We start from the raw sequence: 18,544 nt of genomic DNA, 5'->3' as shown, positions 1-18,544 counted from the left end.
CCGAACAGGATGCGGCCCGCGACCAGGCCGACGCCCGGGAACGGGCGACGGACACCCGAACCGGCGCGGCGACACCCTCCGGGCCACGATGGCGGGGTGGAGATCCCCGACGAGATGGCGTGGGTGCGCGGAACGCCCGACGGGCGAGACTGGCTGGCCGAGCTGCCCCGCCGGCTGGACGAGTGCGCCCAGCTCTGGTCGCTACGGCTCGGGCCGCCCTTCCCGTACGCCCACGCATCCCTGGCACTCCCGGCCGAGCTGGCGGACGGGACGGCGGCGGTGCTCAAGCTCCAGTTCCCGGACCGGGAGAGCAGCCACGAGGCCGACGCGCTGGCGCACTGGGCCGGCGACGGCGCGGTCCGGCTGCTCGCCCACGATCGGCCGCGCCGGGCGCTGCTGGTGGAGCGCTGCCAGCCCGGCGCCCCGCTGCACACCCTTCCGGCGGATCGCGCGCTGGACACGGTGACCGCGCTGCTCCCCCGCCTCTGGCGCCCGGCCGGCGCGACGTTCACCCCGCTCGCCGAGGAGGCCGCCGGCTGGGCGGAGCGGATGCCCGGCGCCTGGGAGCGGGCCGGCCGGCCGTACGAGCGGCGGCTGCTCGACGCGGCCCTCGGCCAACTCGCCGACCTCACGGTGGGTCAGGGCGAGCAGGTGCTGGTCAACCAGGACCTGCACGCCGGCAACGTGCTCTCCGCCGGCCGGGAACCGTGGCTGGTGATCGACCCCAAGCCGCTGACCGGCGAGCGGGAGTTCTCGGTGGTGCCGCTGGTCCGCGGCCGCGAGCTGGGCCACTCGCCGGCCGCCGTCCGCTACCGGCTGGACCGGCTCAGCGCCGACCTGGGCCTCGACCGCGAGCGGGTCCGGGGCTGGACTATCGGGCAGACCCTGGCCTGGAGCGTCGCCGAGGACGGCGTGTTCCCCCACCAGATCGAGGTGGTCCGCTGGCTGCTCGGTCTGGAGTGAGCGGGCACGGCCGACGGCCGGTCAGCCCGCCTGGCAGGTGCGGCACCAGTAGAGGTTGCGGCCGGCCAGCTCGCCGCGGCTGACCTCGGTGCCACAGACGTGGCAGGGCCCGCCGGGGCGGCGGTAGACGTACACCTCGCCGCCGTGCCGGTCCACCCGCGGCGCACGGCCCATCGCCTCCGGCAGGTGCGCGGCCCGGACCGTGTCGATCCGGCCACGCTCGACGGCGACCGTCATCAGCTCGACCAGGTCGGCCCAGAGCGCGTCCCAGCCGGCCCGGGTCAGCCGCCGGCCCGGCATCCTCGGCGGCAACCCGGCCCGGAACAGCGCCTCGACCACGAAGATCAGCCCGGTGCCGGCCACCACCGACTGGTCCAGCAGCAGGGCCGCGAGCGGCGTCGGGCTGCGCGAGATCCGGGCGTACGCCCGCTCGGGATCGGCGTCCGCGCGCAACGGGTCCGGCCCGAGGCGGGCCCGCAGCGCATCCACCTCGGGCGGGGTGAGCAGCTCGCAGGCGGTCGGCCCGCGCAGGTCCAGCCAGTGCCGGTCGCTGGCCAGCCGCAGGCGCAGCTGGCCGACCGGATCCGGCGGCTCCCCCGGCCCGTCGGTGAACTTCCCGTACAGCCCGAGGTGCACGTGCAGGGTCAGCTCGCCGGCATAGTGGTGCAGCAGGTGCTTGCCGTACGCCTCGGTGTCCTCCAGCACGGTGCCGGAGATCCGGGCCGCGCCCTCGGCGAAGCGGCCCTGCGGGCTCACGGCGTGCAGCTTCTCCCCGGCGAACAGCTCGGCGTGCCGAGCCGCCAGGCGATGAATGGTGTGTCCCTCTGGCACGACCACCAAGCGTAGCCAGCGGTACGTGGGAGTGTCGGGTGGCCGCCGTACGACCTCGGATGACGTGATCACGGCACCGCCGGCCGAACCGTACCCGGGAATGGTGTCGGGAAACGCCCAGGTGGGTATCTCTGGGAGGTACCGCGTGGGTGCCACCCTGCTTCATCGGCCACCACGCATTCAACTGGAGGTGTGTTGTGGTCAAGATTCCTTCGCTGTCCCGCCGGTCGGAGCCGACGCGGGACGAGAACCTCGACGGCCGGATCGACGGTCGCGACACTCCGGCCGCCACCGGCCGGGACGGCTCCACGGAGACCGGCGCGGGCCGGTCCGAAGACGGCGACATCACCCGGCCGGTGGTCACCGACCGGGACGCCGACCAGACGACGTACCGCAGCAGCGCGGCGACCGGCGACCAGGCCGGCGAGGCCGAGCGCCGGGCGGCCGAGCGGGCCGCGGTGGCCCGCGCCGCCGCGATCAAGCGCCCGGTGGCCGGTGACCCGGACCCGACGCTGGAGCGGACCGTCGACCGCGGCGCCGCCGTCGACCTGGACCGGGACGCCGCGATCACCGCCGGCCGGAGCGACGGCCCGGACCGGGACCGGACCGGCCGGGGCACGCTGCTCGACCGGGACCACGGCCGGGCGGCAGAGCGGAACGACGACCTGACCAGCGACGGCGTGCGGCGGGAGGACGAGGTCACCGAGCGCGCACCAGTCGGGCCCAAGCCCCGGGCCAGCATGCTCGCGACCCTCGGCCTGGTGGTCGCCGTCGCCGGGGCGCTCTTCGTGCTCACCGGCACCCTCGCCGGATACGGCATCGGGCTCGGCGCGGTCGGCGCGGTGCTCTCGGTGCTCGGCCTGATGGCCACCCGTCGCCGGCACATCGCCGGCAAGACCGACGCCCTGCTGGGCATCCTGCTCGGCCTGGCCGCGGTGGTGCTCGGTGTGCTGGCGATGACCGGCCAGTTCGACTGGCCGACCACCGACGGCGACTGGGTGCAGCGGTTCCGCGAGTGGCTCGACTCACAGTTTGTCGATCGCTTCTAGCGGGCACTGTCCCGCTCGCCGACGATGCGCCGGCGATGCCGGCGGTTCGCCGGCCAGCCCGACCAGTCCGGTGGTTCACCGGCCGGGCGACACCCTTTCAGGGGCGGCGGTTCGCCGCCCCTGAAGTGTTTCCGGGGTCCGAGCGACGCTGACGCAACAAATCGTGGTCCCTGATCGCTCACACGCAACGAATGTTCGGTCCGCGCAACTCTCAGCGGTGGATCCTGCCACTGGCGCCGCATACCGTTGAGAAACGGCGCCAGCCCCGTGGGCCGAAGGTGGCCGGGGCGCGCCCGACCCCTGGGAGCAGGACAAATGACGATGGACGCCCGCAGCCAGCGCTTTCTGATGTGCCGGCCGACGTACTTCGCCGTCGACTACGCGATCAACCCGTGGATGGACCCGACCGCGCCGGTGGACGCCGCGCTGGCCGTCCGGCAGTGGGAGCAGCTGCGCCAGACCTACCGCGACCTGGGCCACACCGTCGAGGAGATCGCTCCGGTGCACGGCCTGCCCGACATGGTCTTCGCCGCCAACGGCGGCACCGTGATCGACGGCAAGGCGATGGCGGTGCAGTTCCGCGACCCGCAGCGCGCCGACGAGGCTCCGGCCTACCGGGCCTGGTTCGAGGCCGCCGGCTTCGAGATGTACGACCCCAAGCACGTCAACGAGGGCGAGGGCGACGTCCTGCTCGCCGGCGACCACCTGCTGGCCGGCACCGGCTTCCGCACCGCGCACGCCTCGCACGCCCAGTTGCAGGAGGTCTTCGGCTACCCGGTGGTCACCATGCAGCTGGTCGACCCGCGCTTCTACCACCTGGACACCGCGCTGACCGTGCTCGACGAGCAGACCGTGGCGTACCTGCCCGAGGCGTTCTCCCCCGGCAGCCAGGCCGTGCTGCGTCGGCTCTTCCCCGACGCCGTGCACGCCACCATGGCCGACGCCGAGGTGCTGGGGCTCAACGCGGTCAGCGACGGGCGGCACGTGGTGCTGCCCGCGCAGGCCACCGACCTGGCCGCCAAGCTGCGCGACCGAGGCTACGAGACCATCGGTGTCGACCTGTCCGAGCTGCGTAAGGCCGGCGGCGGACCGAAGTGCTGCACGCTGCGACTCCGTCAGGGAAAGGCAACAAAGTGATCGTCGACGACATGCTGCGGACGCCGGGAGCGGTCCGCGACGCGGAGCGCTGGACGGCGCACAACTACCACCCGCTGCCGGTGGTGGTCGCGTCCGCCGAGGGCGCCTGGGTGACCGACGTGGACGGCCGCCGCTACCTGGACTGCCTGGCTGGCTACTCCGCGCTCAACTTCGGCCACCGGCACCCGCAGCTGATCGCCGCCGCGCACGCCCAGCTCGATCGGCTCACGCTGACCAGCCGAGCGTTCATCCACGACCAGTTCGCCGACTTCTGCCGCGAGCTGGCCGAGCTGTGCGGCAAGGATCTGGTGCTGCCGATGAACACCGGCGCCGAGGCGGTGGAGACCGGGATCAAGGTGGCCCGCAAGTGGGGCTACCAGGTCAAGGGCGTACCGGCCGGTCAGGCGAACATCGTGGTGGCCGAGGGCAACTTCCACGGCCGGACCACCACCATCGTGAGCTTCTCCACCGACGAGGACGCCCGCGCCGACTTCGGGCCGTACACCCCGGGCTTCACCGTGGTGCCCTACGGCGACCTGGACGCGCTGGCCGCCGCGATCGACGAGAACACCGTGGCCGTGCTGCTCGAGCCGATCCAGGGCGAGCAGGGCGTGGTGGTGCCGCCGGAGGGTTACCTCCCGGGCGTCCGCCAGGTCTGCACCGAGCGCAACGTGCTCTTCATCGCCGACGAGATCCAGTCCGGCCTGGGCCGGACCGGCACCACCTTCGCCTGCGACCACGAGGGCGTGGTGCCGGACATGTACCTGCTGGGCAAGGCGCTCGGCGGCGGCATCGTGCCGGTCTCCGCGGTGGCCGCGAACGCCGACGTGCTCGGCGTGCTCAAGCCCGGTCAGCACGGCTCCACGTTCGGCGGCAACCCGCTGGCCTGCGCGGTGGCGATCGAGGTCGTCCGGCTGCTGGCGACCGGCGAGTTCCAGCGCCGCTCGGCCGAGCTGGGCGAGCGCCTGCGCGCCGGCCTGGAGGGGCTGATCGGCAAGGGCCTGGTGGCGGTGCGGGTGCGCGGCCTCTGGGCCGGCCTGGACATCGACCCGGCGCTGATGACCGGCCGCGAGGCGTGTGAGCGCCTGATGGCGCGTGGGGTGCTCGCCAAGGACACCCACGGCTCCACCATCCGCCTGGCTCCGCCCCTGGTCATCACCGAGGAGGAGATCGACCACGCGGTGGCCCAGCTCGCCGCCGTGCTGGCCGGCTGAGCCGACCTGCCTCGAAGGGCGGGCGTCGGGACCACGGGTCCCGGCGCCCGCCCTTCCACGTCAGGGACGGGGCAGGCGCATGGCCATGGTGGGCGCCTCGGCCATCACCGAGGCGGGGGTGAACGTGGCGCCGCTGGGCAGTTCCTCGGCGCGGCCGATCTGGACGCCGGGGTAGAGCTCGATCATGTCGTTCTCGGCCAGGACCCGGGACTGCTGCGGGGCCAGGGGGATCCGGTCCGCCTCGGCCATCGAGCCACCCGGGCGGATGCCGGAGCCGTTGGTGCTCACGTCGGTCACGATCACCTCGCCGACCCGCAGCTCGAACCGGACGTGACCGCGGCTGATCCACCGCCGGGCCTCGTCGTTGAGCCACTGCCCGAGCATGATCCCGCCGTCCTGCTCCGGAGCCCGGCCGGCCACCAGCGGCTGCTCCTCGGTCAGGACGAATCGCCGCCGGACCAGCCCGCCGACCCGGACCGCCAGCACCTCGCTGCGCGGGCGCGGGCCCACGTCGCCGAGGCGCGAGCCGTGCCGGGGGCAGGTCGGCACGCCGCCGCGCAGGGTGGGCGGCGGTTGCGCGGCCGGGCTGCGCTGCACCGCGGCGAGGTCGGCGAAGGCGCCGCCACCCCCGGCGCCGCCGAACAGCGCGCAGCTCGACTCGGGGCAGCGCCACTCGCGGGCCAGCAGCTTCACGCCGACGGCCGAGCGGGTGCCGGCGACCGGAGCGTGGCCACCCCCGACGTGCGCGATGAACACCGGGCCGCCCGCGCCGGGCACCGGGGCGAGCACCCGACCGGGCTGCTCGACCAGCCACGGGAACCGCCCGCGCAACCCGTCGAAGCGGACCCGGGTGAGCACCGGCAGGCCCAGCAGGTCGGCGACCTCCAGCATCCGGTCGCCCGGGTTGTCGAGCACCTCCACCAGCCCGTCGTCGGCCCAGCGCCGGACCACCATCCGCTCGTTGGAGGTGAGGTCGGCGTCGGAGAGCAGCGCGCGGTGCACCACCGCGTAGACCTGGACGCTGTCCTCCTCCAACTCCCGGGAGAGCGCGTCGATGACCATGCCGAGCCGGAGCAGGCTGGCCGGACGGCCGCCGTCGATGTCCTGGTAGCGGATCACCTCGGCCAGGTCGAGGACGGCCCGGGCCAGCGACGGGTCGGTGCAGACCCGGCCCTCGATGGCGTCCAGTACCTTGCTGATCTCGAACCTCATCGGGCACTCCGGATGATCTCGTCGATCCGGCGGGCCAGGCCGATGTCGCGGTGGGTCACGCCACCGGCCGAGTGGGTGACGCACCGGAAGGTCAGCGTCCGCCAGCGGATGTCGATGTCGGGGTGGTGGTCGAGGTCCTCGGCCGTCTCGGCCACCCGGTCCACCACCGCGATGGCCGCCGGGAAGCTGCTCAGCTCCACCGTACGGCTGATCCCGGTACCGTCGCCCGACCAGCCCGTCAGCCCGCCCAGCTCGTCTCGCACCGCCTCCGCGGTGAGCAGGTCTGCCATGCTGCGACCCTACCGGGGCCGCCCGGGCGGCACCGATCAGCGGTGGCCGGGTGTCGGCCCGAGCGGACCCGATCCGGCGGGCATGGAGCCGTACCGCTGCGTCGCCGGCCGGTCCGCAGCCGGCGCCCCCGCGTCGGGCATCGACGCGCGGCTGTGGAGCCGGCCCGCTAGGCTGGCCTGCGGCCCGGCCGAAGATCGACTGACGTCGTCCTCGGCCCACCCTTCACGAGGAGTACCCACGATGCAGACACGACGGCTGGCGACCACGGGGGTCGCACTCGTCGCCGCGCTCGGGCTCGGCCTGACCGGGTGCGGCACCAAGACGGGAGCCGACGCTCCGGCCGCCAACGGCAGCGCCAGCGCGGCGGCCAGCGCCCCGGCCGACGCGCTCGGTGAACTGACCGCCGCCGCCCAGAAGCTCAACCAGCAGAGCGTACGAATCAAGATCGATTCGGCGGTGCTCAGCGGTGGCGGGGTGCTGGACCCGGCCAAGAAGAGCGGCGACATGACGCTCACCATGGGCGCGCAGGGCAAGTTCCGCATCCTGATGGCCGGCGACGACGCGTACCTCAAGGTGACCGGCCTGACCGGCCTGCCGGACAAGTGGATGCATATGGACGCCACCAAGCTCGGTGCCAGCGGGCAGCTCAACCTGATGCCCGACGGCGACCCGGGCGGCGCCCAGAAGATGATCAAGAGCGTGGTCGACGTGCGGAAGACCGGCGAGGGCGCCTTCGCCGGCACCATGGACTACACCCGCACGCTCAGCTCCGACAAGGACATCCAGGCGCTGGGCGACAAGGCCAAGGCCGTGCCGTTCACCGCGAAGACCGACGCCGAGGGGCGGCTCGTCGAGTTCGCCATCGACACCAGCGTGATCCAGGCGGCGCTGGGCACGATGACCTCGACCTACTCGGACTTCGGCACCGCGGTGAAGGTGACCCCGCCGCCGGCAGGCGAGACCCAGGAGGCACCCGCCGAGCTGGTCAAGGCGTTCGGCGCCTGATCCGACAGCAGCGGGGGCGGTGCCGGTCGGCACCGCCCCCGCTGCGTGCTCCGGTAGTTCAGCCGCGCAGCGGCCGGCCCACCCCGTGCAGGTGGGCGAGCGCCTGCCGGTACGACTCGACCAGCCCGGTCTCGGCGTACGAGATGCCCTGCTCCGCGCAGTACGCCCGCACGATCGGCTGGGCCCGCCGCAGGTTCGCCCGCGGCATGTTCGGGAACAGGTGGTGCTCGATCTGGTAGTTGAGCCCGCCCAGCGCGGTGTCGACGAGACGGCCGCCCCGCACGTTGCGCGAGGTCAGCACCTGCTTGCGCAGGAAGTCCAGCTCGTCCTCGGCGGTCGGCATCGGCATGCCCTTGTGGTTCGGCGCGAACGACATGCCCATGTAGAGGCCGAACAGCGCCTGGTGCACCACGGCGAAGAGCAGCGCCTGCACCGGCGACATGGCCACCAGCAGCACACCAACGTAGGCGGCGGTGTGCGCCACCAGCAGCAGCGCCTCCACCACCCGGTGCCGCATCGGGGTCGCGTACCGGCCGTCCGGCTCCCGGCCGACGATCGCCTTGATGCTGTTGACGTGCAGGCTCAGCCCCTCCAGCAGCAGCATCGGGAAGAAGAGGTACGCCTGCCGCCGGGCCAGCCAGCGGCCGAACCCGCGGGTCTCCAGCGCCTGCTCCTGCGTCCACACCAGCGCGCCGGCACCGACATCCGGGTCCTCGTCCTCGTGGTTCGGGTTGGCGTGGTGCCGGTTGTGCTTGTCGACCCACCAGCCGTAGCTGATGCCGACCGCCACGTTGCCAGCGATCATGCCCACGGCTTCGCTGGGACCGCGCCGACGGAACATCTGCCGGTGCCCGGCGTCGTGGCCGAGGAACGCGACCTGGGTGGTGGCCACCGCCAGCACGGCCGCGAGCAGCAGCTGCCACCAGGAGTCGCCGAGCAGGAACACGGCGACCCAACCGGCCACGAAGACACCGAGAGTGAGCACGATGCGGGCGGCATACCGGCCGGGACGCCGGTCCAGCAGGCCGGCCTCACTGATCCGTCGGGACAACTGTGCGTAGTCACTACCCCGCCGTCGTACCGGCGGGTCCGCCACCGCTCCGAGCGCCATCGCTGCTCCTGTTCTGCTCCGACCCGTACCGGAATGCCGGGCTCGTCACCAAGTCTCCCGGCAGCGGTTGCGCTGAGTAACCCTGACTACCCCCCGATGGGAGGTAGGGCAGGCCCTACCTCCCCCGGGCCCGACGACTCGGAACGGGCCGTCAGCCGAGTCGGGTCACCGCGGCGCGCAGCCGGGCCAGGTCGCGGCGGCGCCGCTCGTAGGTGGCGGCCAGCCCGATCAGCGCGAGCCCGCCGACGGCCAGGTAGATCCACCGGGGCAGCAGGTCCCAGCCGCGGGCCACCTCGTGCAGGGCCAGCGCCGCCAGCACGGCCCCGCCGAGCAGCACCGGCGCCTGCCAGCGACGGGTCGCGCCGACCAGCACCGCGCCGAGCGCCGCCGCACCGAGCAGCAACCGCCGCCACGGCTGCGGCTCCGGCGCGGCCAGCACCGACACCAGGCTGGGCAGCAGCGCCGCAGCCAGCCCCGGGCCGAGCGCCGACCAACTGGTCAGCCCGGGCCGGGTCCGCAACGCCACCAGACCCGCGCCGAGGGCGAGCCCGGCCGCCGGCAGGGTGTACGCCTCCACCAGCGTCACCCCGCCGGCGGCCAGCAGCAGCCACGCCCCGAGCAGCTCGCTGCCGCCGGCGATGCCGGCGAACAGCCACCGCCGCCCGGCCGGCTCACCCCGGCGCAGCAGCCGCAGCCCGACGGCCGCGCCCCACAGCACGCACACCGTCGCGGCAGGTCGGGCGACGTCGTGGGTCAGCAGGAGCGCGACCAGGGCCACCGCCTGCGCCGCCGCGTCCAGCACCCGCCCGAGACGCACCCGGACCGGCCCCGCCGCACCGGCGGCACCCGAGCCCGGCGCACCGGGGGCACCCGGGCCCGGCGGGACCGTGGGTGGCGCGGTGGTCACGGCGGCGACGGCCAGGACGAGCACGGCCACCAGGAGCACCGGGTACGCCGCCGTCTGGCGTGGCAGTCCGCCGGCCAGCGGGGCGGTGACCGCGAGTGCCGTCGCCGCCGTCACCGCGGCGAGGCAGCCGGCGAGGCGCACCTCCAACGCCCGGGCACCGAAGCCGACGGCCACCGCCGCCACCAGCAGCACGCCCTCGGCCGCGAGGGTGCCGGCCCGGGTGGCGAGCAGCCCCACCGTGCCGGCGACGGCCAGCACCGTGCCCACCGGCACCGCGATCGGCGCGATCCGGGGTGCGGTCAGGGCGGTGACCAGCAACGCGGCCAGCCCGGCGAGCAGGGTGGCGGCCGGGAGCAGCGGCCAGGGCGCGCCGACCGCCAGGAGCAGGACCGGCAGCGCGGCCCCGGCGAACGGCAGCGCGGCGAGCGCCGGCGGGCGGAACCAACGGCCGGCCAGCGCGGCGGCCGGGGCCAGCGCCGCCAGGGCCAGCCCGGCGGGAAGCGCCGCCGGCTCGGCGGTGACCGTGGGCACCCCCGACCAGAACCGTCCGGAATCACCGTACGGGGCGATGAGCGCGGTCAGCAGCTCCGGCAACACGGCCAGCGTGGTGACGGCGGCCAGCGCGGCGGCGGCCACCCGCGGCGGGGCCGGGTCGCCGACGCGGCGGGCGACGAACGTGAGACCCAGCGCCGCCAGCGCGGCGTAGAGCGGGACCGGCTCGTCGCCGGGCACCACCACGGCTCCCAGCCCCGACGCCAGCACGGCGACGGCGGCGCCGAGTGCGGCGTACCCGGTCAGGTCGGTCCGGTAGCGACGCGCCGCGAGGAGCGCGAGCAGCGGAAGCCCGGCGGCGATCAGCGCGGCCCGGGCCTGCCACCACGGTGGCGCTCCGGCGGCGAACAGCGCCACAGCGGCGGCCGCCGGCAGGGCGAGCTGCGCGGTCAGCAGGCCGGCGCCGGCCACCCGCCGGTACGGCCCGGCCACCCGCGCGGTGGCCAGCCCCAGACCGAGCGCGGTGACCGTCCCGAGGGCCGCCAGGGCGCCGGCCGGGGCGGCCAGACCGACGAGGAGCCCGTGCGCGAGCAGGACGGCGCCGCCGAGCGCCCCGGCGGCGAGCACCGCTGGCCGGGCCGTCGGTCGGGCTCGGACGGCCAGCAGCAGCACCGCCGCGCCGACCAGGTCCACCGCCAGCACCGCCGGCCAGCCGGCCGGCCACGCGGCCGGCACGGCGAGCAGCGTCAGCGCCGCGCCGGCCGCCGCGAGCGCCGGACGCGCCCCCCGGGGCAGCAGCAGCGCCGCCGCGGCGACGATCAGCGGCACGGCCACCGGCAGCTGCCAGCCCCAGTCCAGCTCCGGGCCGAGCCCGGCGACTCGCCAGGGCGGCACCGACCGGGCCGCGGCGGCGACCGCCAACGCGCCGGTGATCAGTACGGCGACCTGCGCTGCGCCCGCCGCCACCAGCAGCGATCCGACGCGCGGGCCGGTCCGCCAACCGGCCGGCAGCAGCCGCACCGCGCCAGCCAGAACCACCGCCACCGTCGCCGACGCGAGCAGCAGCAGCGACGGCCGCAGCTCGGCCACCGGTCGCAGCAGCGCGGCGGCGAGCACCGGCACCAGCCCGGCGGCCACCGTCCGCAGCACCTGGCCACCGGCGAGCAGCGCCGAGCCGAGCCCGGTCAGCGCGACCAGCAGCAGCGGCGCTCCGGCCAGCAGCGGCGAGTCGGCGGCCCGCCCGAGCACCAGCGGCACCAGGGCACCGCCGGCCGCGGCGACCAGCGCGGCGGCGTTGCCGGTCCAGGCGAGGACGCGGCCGGCGAGCACCGCTGGCCGCCGCCCGTCCCGGTCGTGCAAGCCGACCAGCACGGCCAGGTTGCCCAGCGCCACCCCGACCAGGACCAGCGCCCAGCCGTCCGGCCCCGGTCGGGCCTCGGCCGCGAGCAGCGGCAGCACCGGCTGTGCGGCCACCAGCGCGGCGAACCACGGACCGGTCAAGCGGCTGTACCGGGCGTACCCGGCCGCGACCGCCGCGCTGACCCCCCCGACCAGCGCGGCATAGCGGCTGCCCGGCCAGCCGGCGACGCCGGCCAGGTCCACCATCCAGGCGGCGTAGCCGTCCAGCACCACCAGCAGCAGCCCTACCGCGGCGAACGTCTCGGCGGTGCCACGCAGCCCCCGCCGCGCCGCCACCAGCGGGGCTGCCAGCGCCAGCGCGGTGACCGCCGCGAGGATCAGTGCCCGCCCGCCAACTCCCACCGCCGCCCAGGCCACCGCCGTGAAGACCACCGCGGCGGTGCCCAGCAGCAGTCCACCGAGGACGAACAGCAGCCCCTGCACGGTCCGGGTCGAGGTCTCGGCGCCCCCCGCCGCCGGCGACCCTCCCGCCGGCACCCCGGGGACACCCGCCACCGGACCGTCCGACGGCAGCGGTCGGCCGGGTGGCGGCACGGCCTCGGCACGGACGGGCACGGCCTCGCCGGCGTAAGCGGCCCCGCCGGCGCGGACCGGCCCGGCCGCCTCGGCGCGGACCAGTGCGGCCAGTTCGGCCCGCCGCCGCTGGCCGGCGTCCAACCGCGCGGCCAACTCGGTGTACGTCCGGCGGGCCTGCTCCACCTCCGGCCCGAGCCGGGCGATCTCCCGACCGAGTCGGATGACCTCGGCGGCGTCGGGGTTGGGCGCTCGGCCGCAGCCGGGGCAGCCGACGCTCAGGCTCGCCGGGGAGCCGCAGGCGGGGCAGGGGTAGCCGGTGTCGTCCACCCGGCCATCATTCAGACCGGGTCGGGCGTCGGCCCAGAGTGCGCGTACTCAGGGGCGGCTGTGCTCGTGCACCCAGCGGGCGTACCCGGGGTCGCCACTCTCCACCCTGGTCACCAGGATCTCCGGCACCTCGTACGGATGGCTGGCCCGGATCTGGTCGACCAGCGCCGCCAGCCGGTCCGGCGCGGTCTTGAACTGCACCGACCACTCGGTGCTGGTCTCCACCCCGGACCGCCACCAGTAGGTGCTGTCCACCTGCCCGCCGACCTGCGCGCAGGCGGCGAGCCGCCCGGCGACGGCCGCGGCCGCCAGCACGTCGGCCACCGAGCGCGCGTCCACCACCGTCGTCACCACGCAGATCTGGTCCACGACCGCACCCTACGCGGCACCGTCCCGGTTGGCCGCGATCCAGTCGTCGATCCGCGCCCACCAGTCGTAGAGCCAGTCGATGCGTTCCTGCCGTCCGACCGGCACCTCCTCCGGCGGCACCGACCAGAACCGCATCACGATCCGCTTGTCCATCGGCAGCTCCCGCCACACGTCGGTGACGGTGAGCAGCCGGTCCAGGCCGGTGTGCGCGACGAAGACCACCCCGGCGTCCGGTGCCGCGTCCAGGGCGGCGAGCAGCCCACCGGGCTGCGGGGCGAGCACGTGCCGCATCCGTTCCGCGCGCAGCGCCATCCGCTCCAGGCCCAGCGAGCGCAGCCGGGCGATGGCCCGCACCCGCCGGCCGGGGGTGAAGTTGCCGCCCTCGGGGAAGATCACGAACGCGTCGTCGTCGTCCAGGCCGGTCGCCAGGTGCCCGATCTGCCGGATGGTCGCCTCGCCACGCTCCGGGGCCGGCGCGATGAACCGGTTGGGCAACCGGTTGAGCAGCACGTCGATCGCCGGGTCCCACTGGAGGCTGTCCTTAAGCACGATGCGTGGCTCCCGGTTGAACCAGTTGACCAGCGCGTGGATCAGGATGAACGAGTCACCCGGCCCGGCGTGCCGGCAGAGCACCAGCTCGGGCCGGCCGGGCAGCGCGGTGTCCGGGTCGGTGCCCACCACCTCGATGCGCAGCCGCAGCGTCCACCGGGCCTGCCAGAACAGCACCCGCAGGAACCAACCGGCGACCAGATAGTGCGCGCGTTGGAAGGCCGGGGTCCGGGCCCACCGGCCGAAGCCGGACGCCAACCAGAGCCCGAAGAGGGCGAGCAGCGCGGCGGCGTCCCAGACCAGGTAGACGCAGCCGATCCAGAGCAGCCGCAGCGGGCGCAACCGGCCCGGGACCAGCGGCGAGGCGGCCGCCGCGAGCAGCGCCCAGACCGGCAGCGTGGTGACCACCACGAGCGCGAGCAGCACCACCCCGGGGGCGAGCAGCAGCCGGCGCAGCCACCTCGGCGGCAGCGGCATCAGCCCTCCAGGTGCGTGGCGAGGTAGCGGCGGGAGGCGGTGTACGCGCGGCTGATGCGCCGCCCCACCGCCGCGATGTCCCGGTACGCCCACGGGGTGTCATCGCGCGGGTTCAGCCCGCCGGTGGGCAGGACGTGCACCTCCACCCCCTCGGGCAGCGCCGCCATCTCCCGGAAGAACCGGTGCCGGCGGGAGATCTCGAACGCGACCTGCGCGACCTCCCACGGCCGCCGGGGCGGCGTCAGCTCCCGTTCGATCCGGCCCACCTGAAGGACGAAGATCTGGCCGGCGCCGGCGGCGACCGCCTCGCCGATCGGGATGGAGTTGACGATGCCACCGTCCACGTAGTGCGCGCCGTCGATCTCGGTCGGGGGAAGCAGCCCGGGCACCGAGGCCGACGCCAGCACGGCCGGCACCACCGGCCCGCTGTCGAACCAGTGCTCGGCGGCCCGCTCGATGTGCGCGGCGCAGCAGCGGAACGGCACCCGCAGGTCGGCGAAGGTGGTCCCCTCGCCCAGCTCGGACTCGAGCAGGCGACGCAACGGCCGGGGCGAGTGCAGGTGGGTCCGGGCGGCGAAGCGGCGTACCTGCCGGGCCACCGAGTCGCCGTACACCTCGCTGGCCTCCGGCGAGGCCCAGAGCCGGACCAGCCGGTCGGTCACCGCCTCCGACGGGTCGGCGGCGACCAGCGCGCCGTTCACCGCGCCGATCGACGTGCCGATCACCAGATCCGGCTGGATGCCGGCGCGGAACAGGGCGCGCAGCATGCCCACCTCGACCGCGCCGAGCACTCCCCCGCCGCCGAGCACGAACGCCACCGGTCCCCGCGCCATGCGTTCATCCTGGCACGCGTCCGCCGACCCTTCGAACGGCCGGTGGTGCGGGCGGTGACCGCGCCGCCGCCGCCGCACCGCCGTCGGTCGCCGAGCACGTGCTCGCCGGCCGCCCGGCCGGGCACCGTGATGGAGGCCGCCAACCGGATCGAGGGCGGCGTACGCCGGGAGGCTGGACACGGCGATCGCGGAGCTGGGCGCGGCCCGGGTGTGCGGCGGGGCCCGATGGTTCAGCGGGTCGCCGCCCGGGCCGGCTCGCGGCGCTTCTCCGGCGCGGCGAAGCGCTGGTAGATCGCCTCGTACTCGCGCGTCATCCGCTCCACGGAGAAGTTCTCCAGGACGTGCGTCACGCAGGCCACCGGGTCGAGCCGGTTCGCCGCCCGCAACGCCGCCGGCAGTTCCTCCGACCGCTGACAGACCAGCCCGGTCAGCCCCGGCCGGACCAGCTCCGGCACCGCGCCCCGGTTGAGGGCGACGACCGGGGTCCCGGTCGCCATCGCCTCCAGCATCACCATGCCGAAGGGTTCCTCCCACTGGATCGGCATCACCAGGCAGCGGGCGTCGACGAGCATCTGCAGGGTGGTCTCCCGGTCGGCGTTGAGCACGACGGTCACGTCCTCGCCGAGCAGCGGCCGGACGACCTGGTCGTAGTAGCGGCGCTCGGCCGGCTCGTTGCACTTGCCGGCCAGCAGCAGCGGCAACCCCGCCGCCCGGCAGGCCCGGATCGCGATCTCCGGCCCCTTGTCCGGGCTGAACCGGGCCAGCCAGAGCACCGGCCCGTCGGAGGGCACGGTCTTGCGCGGGAACCCGCGCGCATCCAGCGCGTTGTGCACGGTGCCGGCCCAGGGCAGGCCCGGGTTGAACCGGCGCTGGGCGTGCGAGATGGCCACCAGGCCGATCCTCCGGTCGACGTCGCCGAGCACGTCGCCGTACTCGCCCACCGGGTTGCCGTGCACGGTGGCCACCGTCGGCACGGACCGGCGACCGGCGACCAGCGGACCGATGGTGGTGTGGTCGTGGATCAGGTCGAAGTCGTCCGCGGTGATCAGCTGGTTCAGCCGGGCCAGGTGGGCGAGCTCCGGCAGGCTCTCGCCGAGCCGCTCGTACTGGAGTTCGGGCACCGTGGAGACGAAGCCGCTGGCCGCCGTGCCGTGCTGACCGCCGGCACCGAACAGGGTCACCCTGTGCCCGAACCCGACCAGCCCGTCCACCAGCCCGGCGACAACCTGCTCCAGACCCCCGTAGCCCGGGGGCGGAACGGTCAGCCAGGGCGGGACCACCATCGCGATCCGCAACCGCCGCTCCGACGGACGGTCGACAGGCAGGTGGTTCACGGCCACGAAACCTCCCCATTGCTCCCGGTACGGGGTCGTGCCGGTGGGCGTAGGACCGCTCCCGGTGCACGTGGTCGGCGGCGGTTTCCCGCTGCCGACCCCGGTAAACCGGACATGGCGGGCACCTATCCGCCGACGAGGAGTTCGTCGCGGACCTGCCGCACGCCGGTGGCGGACCACGCCATCCGCTCGGCCTGCTCCCGTTCCCACCACGAGCGGACCACCCCGCCCAGGACCACGGTGTCGCCGTCCACCTCGACCGTCACCCGTTCGGTGCCGAGCGCCCGTAGCAGCGCGCGCTGCACGTCCCGCCGGATCCGCCCGTCCGGTGGCCGCACCGGCGGACGGACCTCGATCAGGTTGGTGATCCCCCGGACCCCGCGCAACCGGCGCAGTTCGCGCTCGGCGGTCCGCCGTTGGAAGCCGAACTCCACCTCGCCGCGGAGCATCAGCCACCCGTTCGCCACGGTCACGTCCAACCGGTCGGCGGGTACGAAACTGTCCCACTCCAGCGCCCGCGCGGCGGCGACGGCGAGTTCCTCGTCGGTACGCCCCGGTGTGCCGGGCAGCCGCACCTCGATGTCGTCGGCCACCACCCGGACCCCCCGGACCCGCTGCGCGCAGCGGGTGGCCGCCCACCGGCGCGCCGCGCTGTCCACGAAGCCGGTCAGGGTGACCACGCCCCGGTCGACGCTCACCCCGATCTCGTTCGGCTGCACCTGCGCGTCCCAGGCCAGCTCGGCCAGGACATCGCGCTGGATGCGCTGGTCGTCACGCACGTCCGCTGTCGTACTCATGGCACCCCTCCCCACGCCTGCTGGTGCAGCCTGTCGGGGAAACGGGTGACGGCGGTTCACCCGGTGGGGGTGAACCGCCGTCGGGGCGGAGAAGAGCGGCGGGTGACGGAGCCAACCCCCTTGGCCCCGCCACCCGCCGCCGGAGGGAGGAGGCAGGTTCAGATACCGGTCAGGACGTCTCGGCGAGCGTCACGGTTGCCGTCTTCTCGGCACCATTGCGCTTGAACTGGACCTCGACCCGGTCACCGACCTTGCCGGCCTGCACCGCGCCGACCAGATCGTCGGAGTCGTTGACCGCCTTGTCGCCGAACCGGGTGATCACGTCGCCCCGCTGGATGCCGGCCTTCTCGGCGGCGCTGCCCGGAGTGACCGCGGCGACCATCGCGCCGCCGCCCTCGGCCATGTTGACGCTGACCCCGAGCGACGGGTGGCTCACCTTCTCGCCGCGCTGGAGCTTGCCGGCGACGTCCTTGGCCTTGTTGCTCGGGATGGCGAAGCCGACGCCGATGTTGCCGGTGCTCTGCCCGGAGGTGGCGATCGCGGTGTTGATGCCGATCACCTCGCCGCGGGTGTTCACCAGCGCGCCGCCGGAGTTGCCCGGGTTGATCGGGGCGTCCGTCTGGAGCAGGCCGGAGATCGAGCTGACCGCCTCGCCCTGCTGGCGCGGGTCCTGCTGCTGGCCCTCGCCGGCCCGGATGGTGCGGTCCCGGGCGCTGAGGATGCCGGCGGTGACCGACCCCTGCAGGCCGAGCGGGCTGCCCAGGGCGAGCACCTGGTCGCCGACCTGCATGGCGTCGCTGTCGCCGAGGGTGGCCGGCTTCAGGCCGCTGACCCCGCTGGCCTTGACCACGGCCAGGTCGGTCTTCGGGTCGGTGCCGATGATCTTCGCCTCGGCGTTCTTGCCGTCGGCGAAGACCACCCGCACGGTGTCGCCGCCGGCCGAGGCCACGACGTGGTTGTTGGTCAGCACGTAGCCGTCGGCGCTGAGCACCACGCCGGAGCCCTCACCGCTGCCGGTGGTGATGGAGACGACGCTGTCCTGCACGGCGGCGGCGATCTTCGGCAGGTCGGCGCTGTTGAGCACCGGTGCCGCCGAGTAGGTGCGGGTGACGCCCCCGCCGTCGCCGTCGATGGCGAGCGCGAGCGCACCGCCGGCCACGCCGGAGCCGAGCATCAGGGCGAACACCGCGACACCGGCACCTGCGAACTTGGCGATCCGGCTCGGCCGGGGCCCGGTGCCGGGCGGCGTCGCCGCCGGACCCCAGGGCGGCACCGGCTGGCCCGGGTGCTGTGCCTGGTGGTGCTGGTGCGGCGGGTACGCCGCGCCCGGCTGGCCCCCGCCGGCCCAGCCGGACTGCTGGTTGGCGTACCAGCCACCGCCCGGGTAGCCGGACGTCGGCTGCGGATAGCCGGACTGGCCGGGGGCCGGGTAGCCGGAGGTGGGGTACGGCGGCGCGGAGGGCGTGGCGGCCTGCGGCGCGTACCCCGACGGCTGCGGGTGGGCGGCGGCCGGGTGACCGGTCGCGGCGGTGGTGGTCGTCACCGGCACGGTCGGGTCGGCCTCCGGGGCGGCCGGCGCGGGAGTGGTCGGGGAGTCGGACTGCGCGCGCTCGTCGCGCGGCAGCTCGGCGGTGGGATGCGACGGCTCGGCGTCGGTGGGGGCCGGCCGGCGCTGCGGGTCGGACTCGTACTCGTTCATGGGACTACCTTC

The 18,544-nt window shown here is 75.0% G+C and carries 16 protein-coding genes; 5 read left to right on the top strand and 11 right to left on the bottom strand.

Going from position 1 to position 18,544, the window contains the following annotated elements:
• Positions 1-96: 96 nt before the first annotated feature.
• Positions 97-963 (top strand): aminoglycoside phosphotransferase family protein, encoded by an 867-nt coding sequence (locus ACFOW4_RS27530; RefSeq protein WP_377533041.1) that lies wholly within the window; start codon positions 97-99, stop codon positions 961-963.
• A gap of 21 nt (positions 964-984) precedes the next feature.
• Here the strand turns inward: ACFOW4_RS27530 and ACFOW4_RS27525 are convergent, their stop codons facing one another.
• Positions 985-1,794 (bottom strand): Fpg/Nei family DNA glycosylase, encoded by an 810-nt coding sequence (locus ACFOW4_RS27525; protein WP_377533039.1) that lies wholly within the window; start codon positions 1,792-1,794, stop codon positions 985-987.
• Between the two features lie 197 nt (positions 1,795-1,991).
• Here ACFOW4_RS27525 and ACFOW4_RS27520 point away from each other — a divergent pair, with 197 nt between their 5' ends.
• The 3 genes from ACFOW4_RS27520 to rocD all read left to right on the top strand — a co-directional run bounded on the left by ACFOW4_RS27520 (position 1,992) and on the right by rocD (position 5,194).
• Complete coding sequence (locus tag ACFOW4_RS27520; RefSeq protein ID WP_377533037.1) at positions 1,992-2,843, top strand: thrombospondin; 852 nt, start codon at positions 1,992-1,994, stop codon at positions 2,841-2,843.
• A gap of 321 nt (positions 2,844-3,164) precedes the next feature.
• Entirely contained in the window at positions 3,165-3,980 is an 816-nt protein-coding gene (ddaH, locus tag ACFOW4_RS27515; RefSeq protein WP_377533169.1) for a dimethylargininase, read from the top strand.
• Positions 3,980-5,194 (top strand): ornithine--oxo-acid transaminase, encoded by a 1,215-nt coding sequence (gene rocD, locus ACFOW4_RS27510; protein ID WP_377533167.1) that lies wholly within the window; start codon positions 3,980-3,982, stop codon positions 5,192-5,194. The genes ddaH and rocD overlap by 1 nt, the downstream gene beginning before the upstream one ends.
• 60 nt (positions 5,195-5,254) lie before the next feature.
• On the opposite strand, the gene ACFOW4_RS27505 is transcribed toward rocD, so the two are convergent.
• Both ACFOW4_RS27505 and ACFOW4_RS27500 read right to left on the bottom strand, forming a co-directional pair.
• Complete coding sequence (locus ACFOW4_RS27505) at positions 5,255-6,406, bottom strand: FHA domain-containing protein (protein ID WP_377533036.1); 1,152 nt, start codon at positions 6,404-6,406, stop codon at positions 5,255-5,257.
• Positions 6,403-6,696, bottom strand: a complete 294-nt coding sequence (locus ACFOW4_RS27500) for a 4a-hydroxytetrahydrobiopterin dehydratase (RefSeq protein ID WP_377533034.1) — start codon at positions 6,694-6,696, stop codon at positions 6,403-6,405. Before ACFOW4_RS27500 ends, ACFOW4_RS27505 begins: the two co-directional genes overlap by 4 nt.
• Positions 6,697-6,937: 241 nt before the next feature.
• Between ACFOW4_RS27500 and ACFOW4_RS27495 the strand changes: the two genes are divergently transcribed.
• Positions 6,938-7,702: a hypothetical protein gene (locus tag ACFOW4_RS27495; protein WP_377533032.1), complete on the top strand. Its 765-nt coding sequence runs from the start codon at positions 6,938-6,940 to the stop codon at positions 7,700-7,702.
• A 58-nt stretch (positions 7,703-7,760) separates the two neighbouring features.
• Here ACFOW4_RS27495 and ACFOW4_RS27490 read toward each other — a convergent pair whose 3' ends face one another.
• The 8 genes from ACFOW4_RS27490 to ACFOW4_RS27455 all read right to left on the bottom strand — a co-directional run bounded on the left by ACFOW4_RS27490 (position 7,761) and on the right by ACFOW4_RS27455 (position 18,532).
• Entirely contained in the window at positions 7,761-8,813 is a 1,053-nt protein-coding gene (locus tag ACFOW4_RS27490) for a fatty acid desaturase family protein (RefSeq protein WP_377533030.1), read from the bottom strand.
• Positions 8,814-8,964: 151 nt separating this feature from the next.
• Positions 8,965-12,474 carry an SCO7613 C-terminal domain-containing membrane protein gene (locus tag ACFOW4_RS27485; protein WP_377533028.1) on the bottom strand — a complete coding sequence of 1,170 codons (3,510 nt, stop codon included), beginning with the start codon at positions 12,472-12,474 and terminating at the stop codon, positions 8,965-8,967.
• A gap of 48 nt (positions 12,475-12,522) precedes the next feature.
• Positions 12,523-12,843 carry a divalent-cation tolerance protein CutA gene (gene cutA, locus ACFOW4_RS27480; RefSeq protein WP_377533026.1) on the bottom strand — a complete coding sequence of 107 codons (321 nt, stop codon included), beginning with the start codon at positions 12,841-12,843 and terminating at the stop codon, positions 12,523-12,525.
• A gap of 9 nt (positions 12,844-12,852) precedes the next feature.
• The gene (locus ACFOW4_RS27475; protein WP_377533024.1) at positions 12,853-13,869 is read right to left on the bottom strand and encodes a 1-acyl-sn-glycerol-3-phosphate acyltransferase; all 1,017 of its coding nucleotides are present in this window, start codon (positions 13,867-13,869) and stop codon (positions 12,853-12,855) included.
• Entirely contained in the window at positions 13,869-14,702 is an 834-nt protein-coding gene (locus ACFOW4_RS27470) for a patatin-like phospholipase family protein (RefSeq protein ID WP_377533022.1), read from the bottom strand. The genes ACFOW4_RS27475 and ACFOW4_RS27470 overlap by 1 nt, the downstream gene beginning before the upstream one ends.
• A gap of 230 nt (positions 14,703-14,932) precedes the next feature.
• Positions 14,933-15,985: a glycosyltransferase family 4 protein gene (locus ACFOW4_RS27465; RefSeq protein ID WP_377533165.1), complete on the bottom strand. Its 1,053-nt coding sequence runs from the start codon at positions 15,983-15,985 to the stop codon at positions 14,933-14,935.
• A 176-nt stretch (positions 15,986-16,161) separates the two neighbouring features.
• Entirely contained in the window at positions 16,162-16,833 is a 672-nt protein-coding gene (locus ACFOW4_RS27460; RefSeq protein WP_377533020.1) for a BON domain-containing protein, read from the bottom strand.
• 169 nt (positions 16,834-17,002) lie between these two features.
• Positions 17,003-18,532: a trypsin-like peptidase domain-containing protein gene (locus ACFOW4_RS27455; protein WP_377533018.1), complete on the bottom strand. Its 1,530-nt coding sequence runs from the start codon at positions 18,530-18,532 to the stop codon at positions 17,003-17,005.
• Positions 18,533-18,544: the final 12 nt, after the last annotated feature.

This window comes from Micromonospora sp. GCM10011542 (assembly GCF_042650685.1).
Classification (GTDB): Bacteria; Actinomycetota; Actinomycetes; order Mycobacteriales; family Micromonosporaceae; genus Micromonospora.
Note: the sequence above shows the minus strand (reverse complement) of the source record. Positions and strands in the feature narration are given on the sequence as shown.

What these genes read in the sequence shown, in the direction of transcription:
- ddaH (WP_377533169.1), top strand. Translation starts at nt 3,165, where the DNA reads ATGGACGCCCGCAGCCAGCGCTTTCTGATGTGCCGGCCGACGTACTTC.
- ACFOW4_RS27505 (WP_377533036.1), bottom strand. Translation starts at nt 6,406, where the DNA reads ATGAGGTTCGAGATCAGCAAGGTACTGGACGCCATCGAGGGCCGGGTC.
- ACFOW4_RS27500 (WP_377533034.1), bottom strand. Translation starts at nt 6,696, where the DNA reads ATGGCAGACCTGCTCACCGCGGAGGCGGTGCGAGACGAGCTGGGCGGG.
- ACFOW4_RS27495 (WP_377533032.1), top strand. Translation starts at nt 6,938, where the DNA reads ATGCAGACACGACGGCTGGCGACCACGGGGGTCGCACTCGTCGCCGCG.
- ACFOW4_RS27490 (WP_377533030.1), bottom strand. Translation starts at nt 8,813, where the DNA reads ATGGCGCTCGGAGCGGTGGCGGACCCGCCGGTACGACGGCGGGGTAGT.
- ACFOW4_RS27475 (WP_377533024.1), bottom strand. Translation starts at nt 13,869, where the DNA reads ATGCCGCTGCCGCCGAGGTGGCTGCGCCGGCTGCTGCTCGCCCCCGGG.
- ACFOW4_RS27470 (WP_377533022.1), bottom strand. Translation starts at nt 14,702, where the DNA reads ATGGCGCGGGGACCGGTGGCGTTCGTGCTCGGCGGCGGGGGAGTGCTC.
- ACFOW4_RS27465 (WP_377533165.1), bottom strand. Translation starts at nt 15,985, where the DNA reads ATGGTGGTCCCGCCCTGGCTGACCGTTCCGCCCCCGGGCTACGGGGGT.
- ACFOW4_RS27460 (WP_377533020.1), bottom strand. Translation starts at nt 16,833, where the DNA reads ATGAGTACGACAGCGGACGTGCGTGACGACCAGCGCATCCAGCGCGAT.
- ACFOW4_RS27455 (WP_377533018.1), bottom strand. Translation starts at nt 18,532, where the DNA reads ATGAACGAGTACGAGTCCGACCCGCAGCGCCGGCCGGCCCCCACCGAC.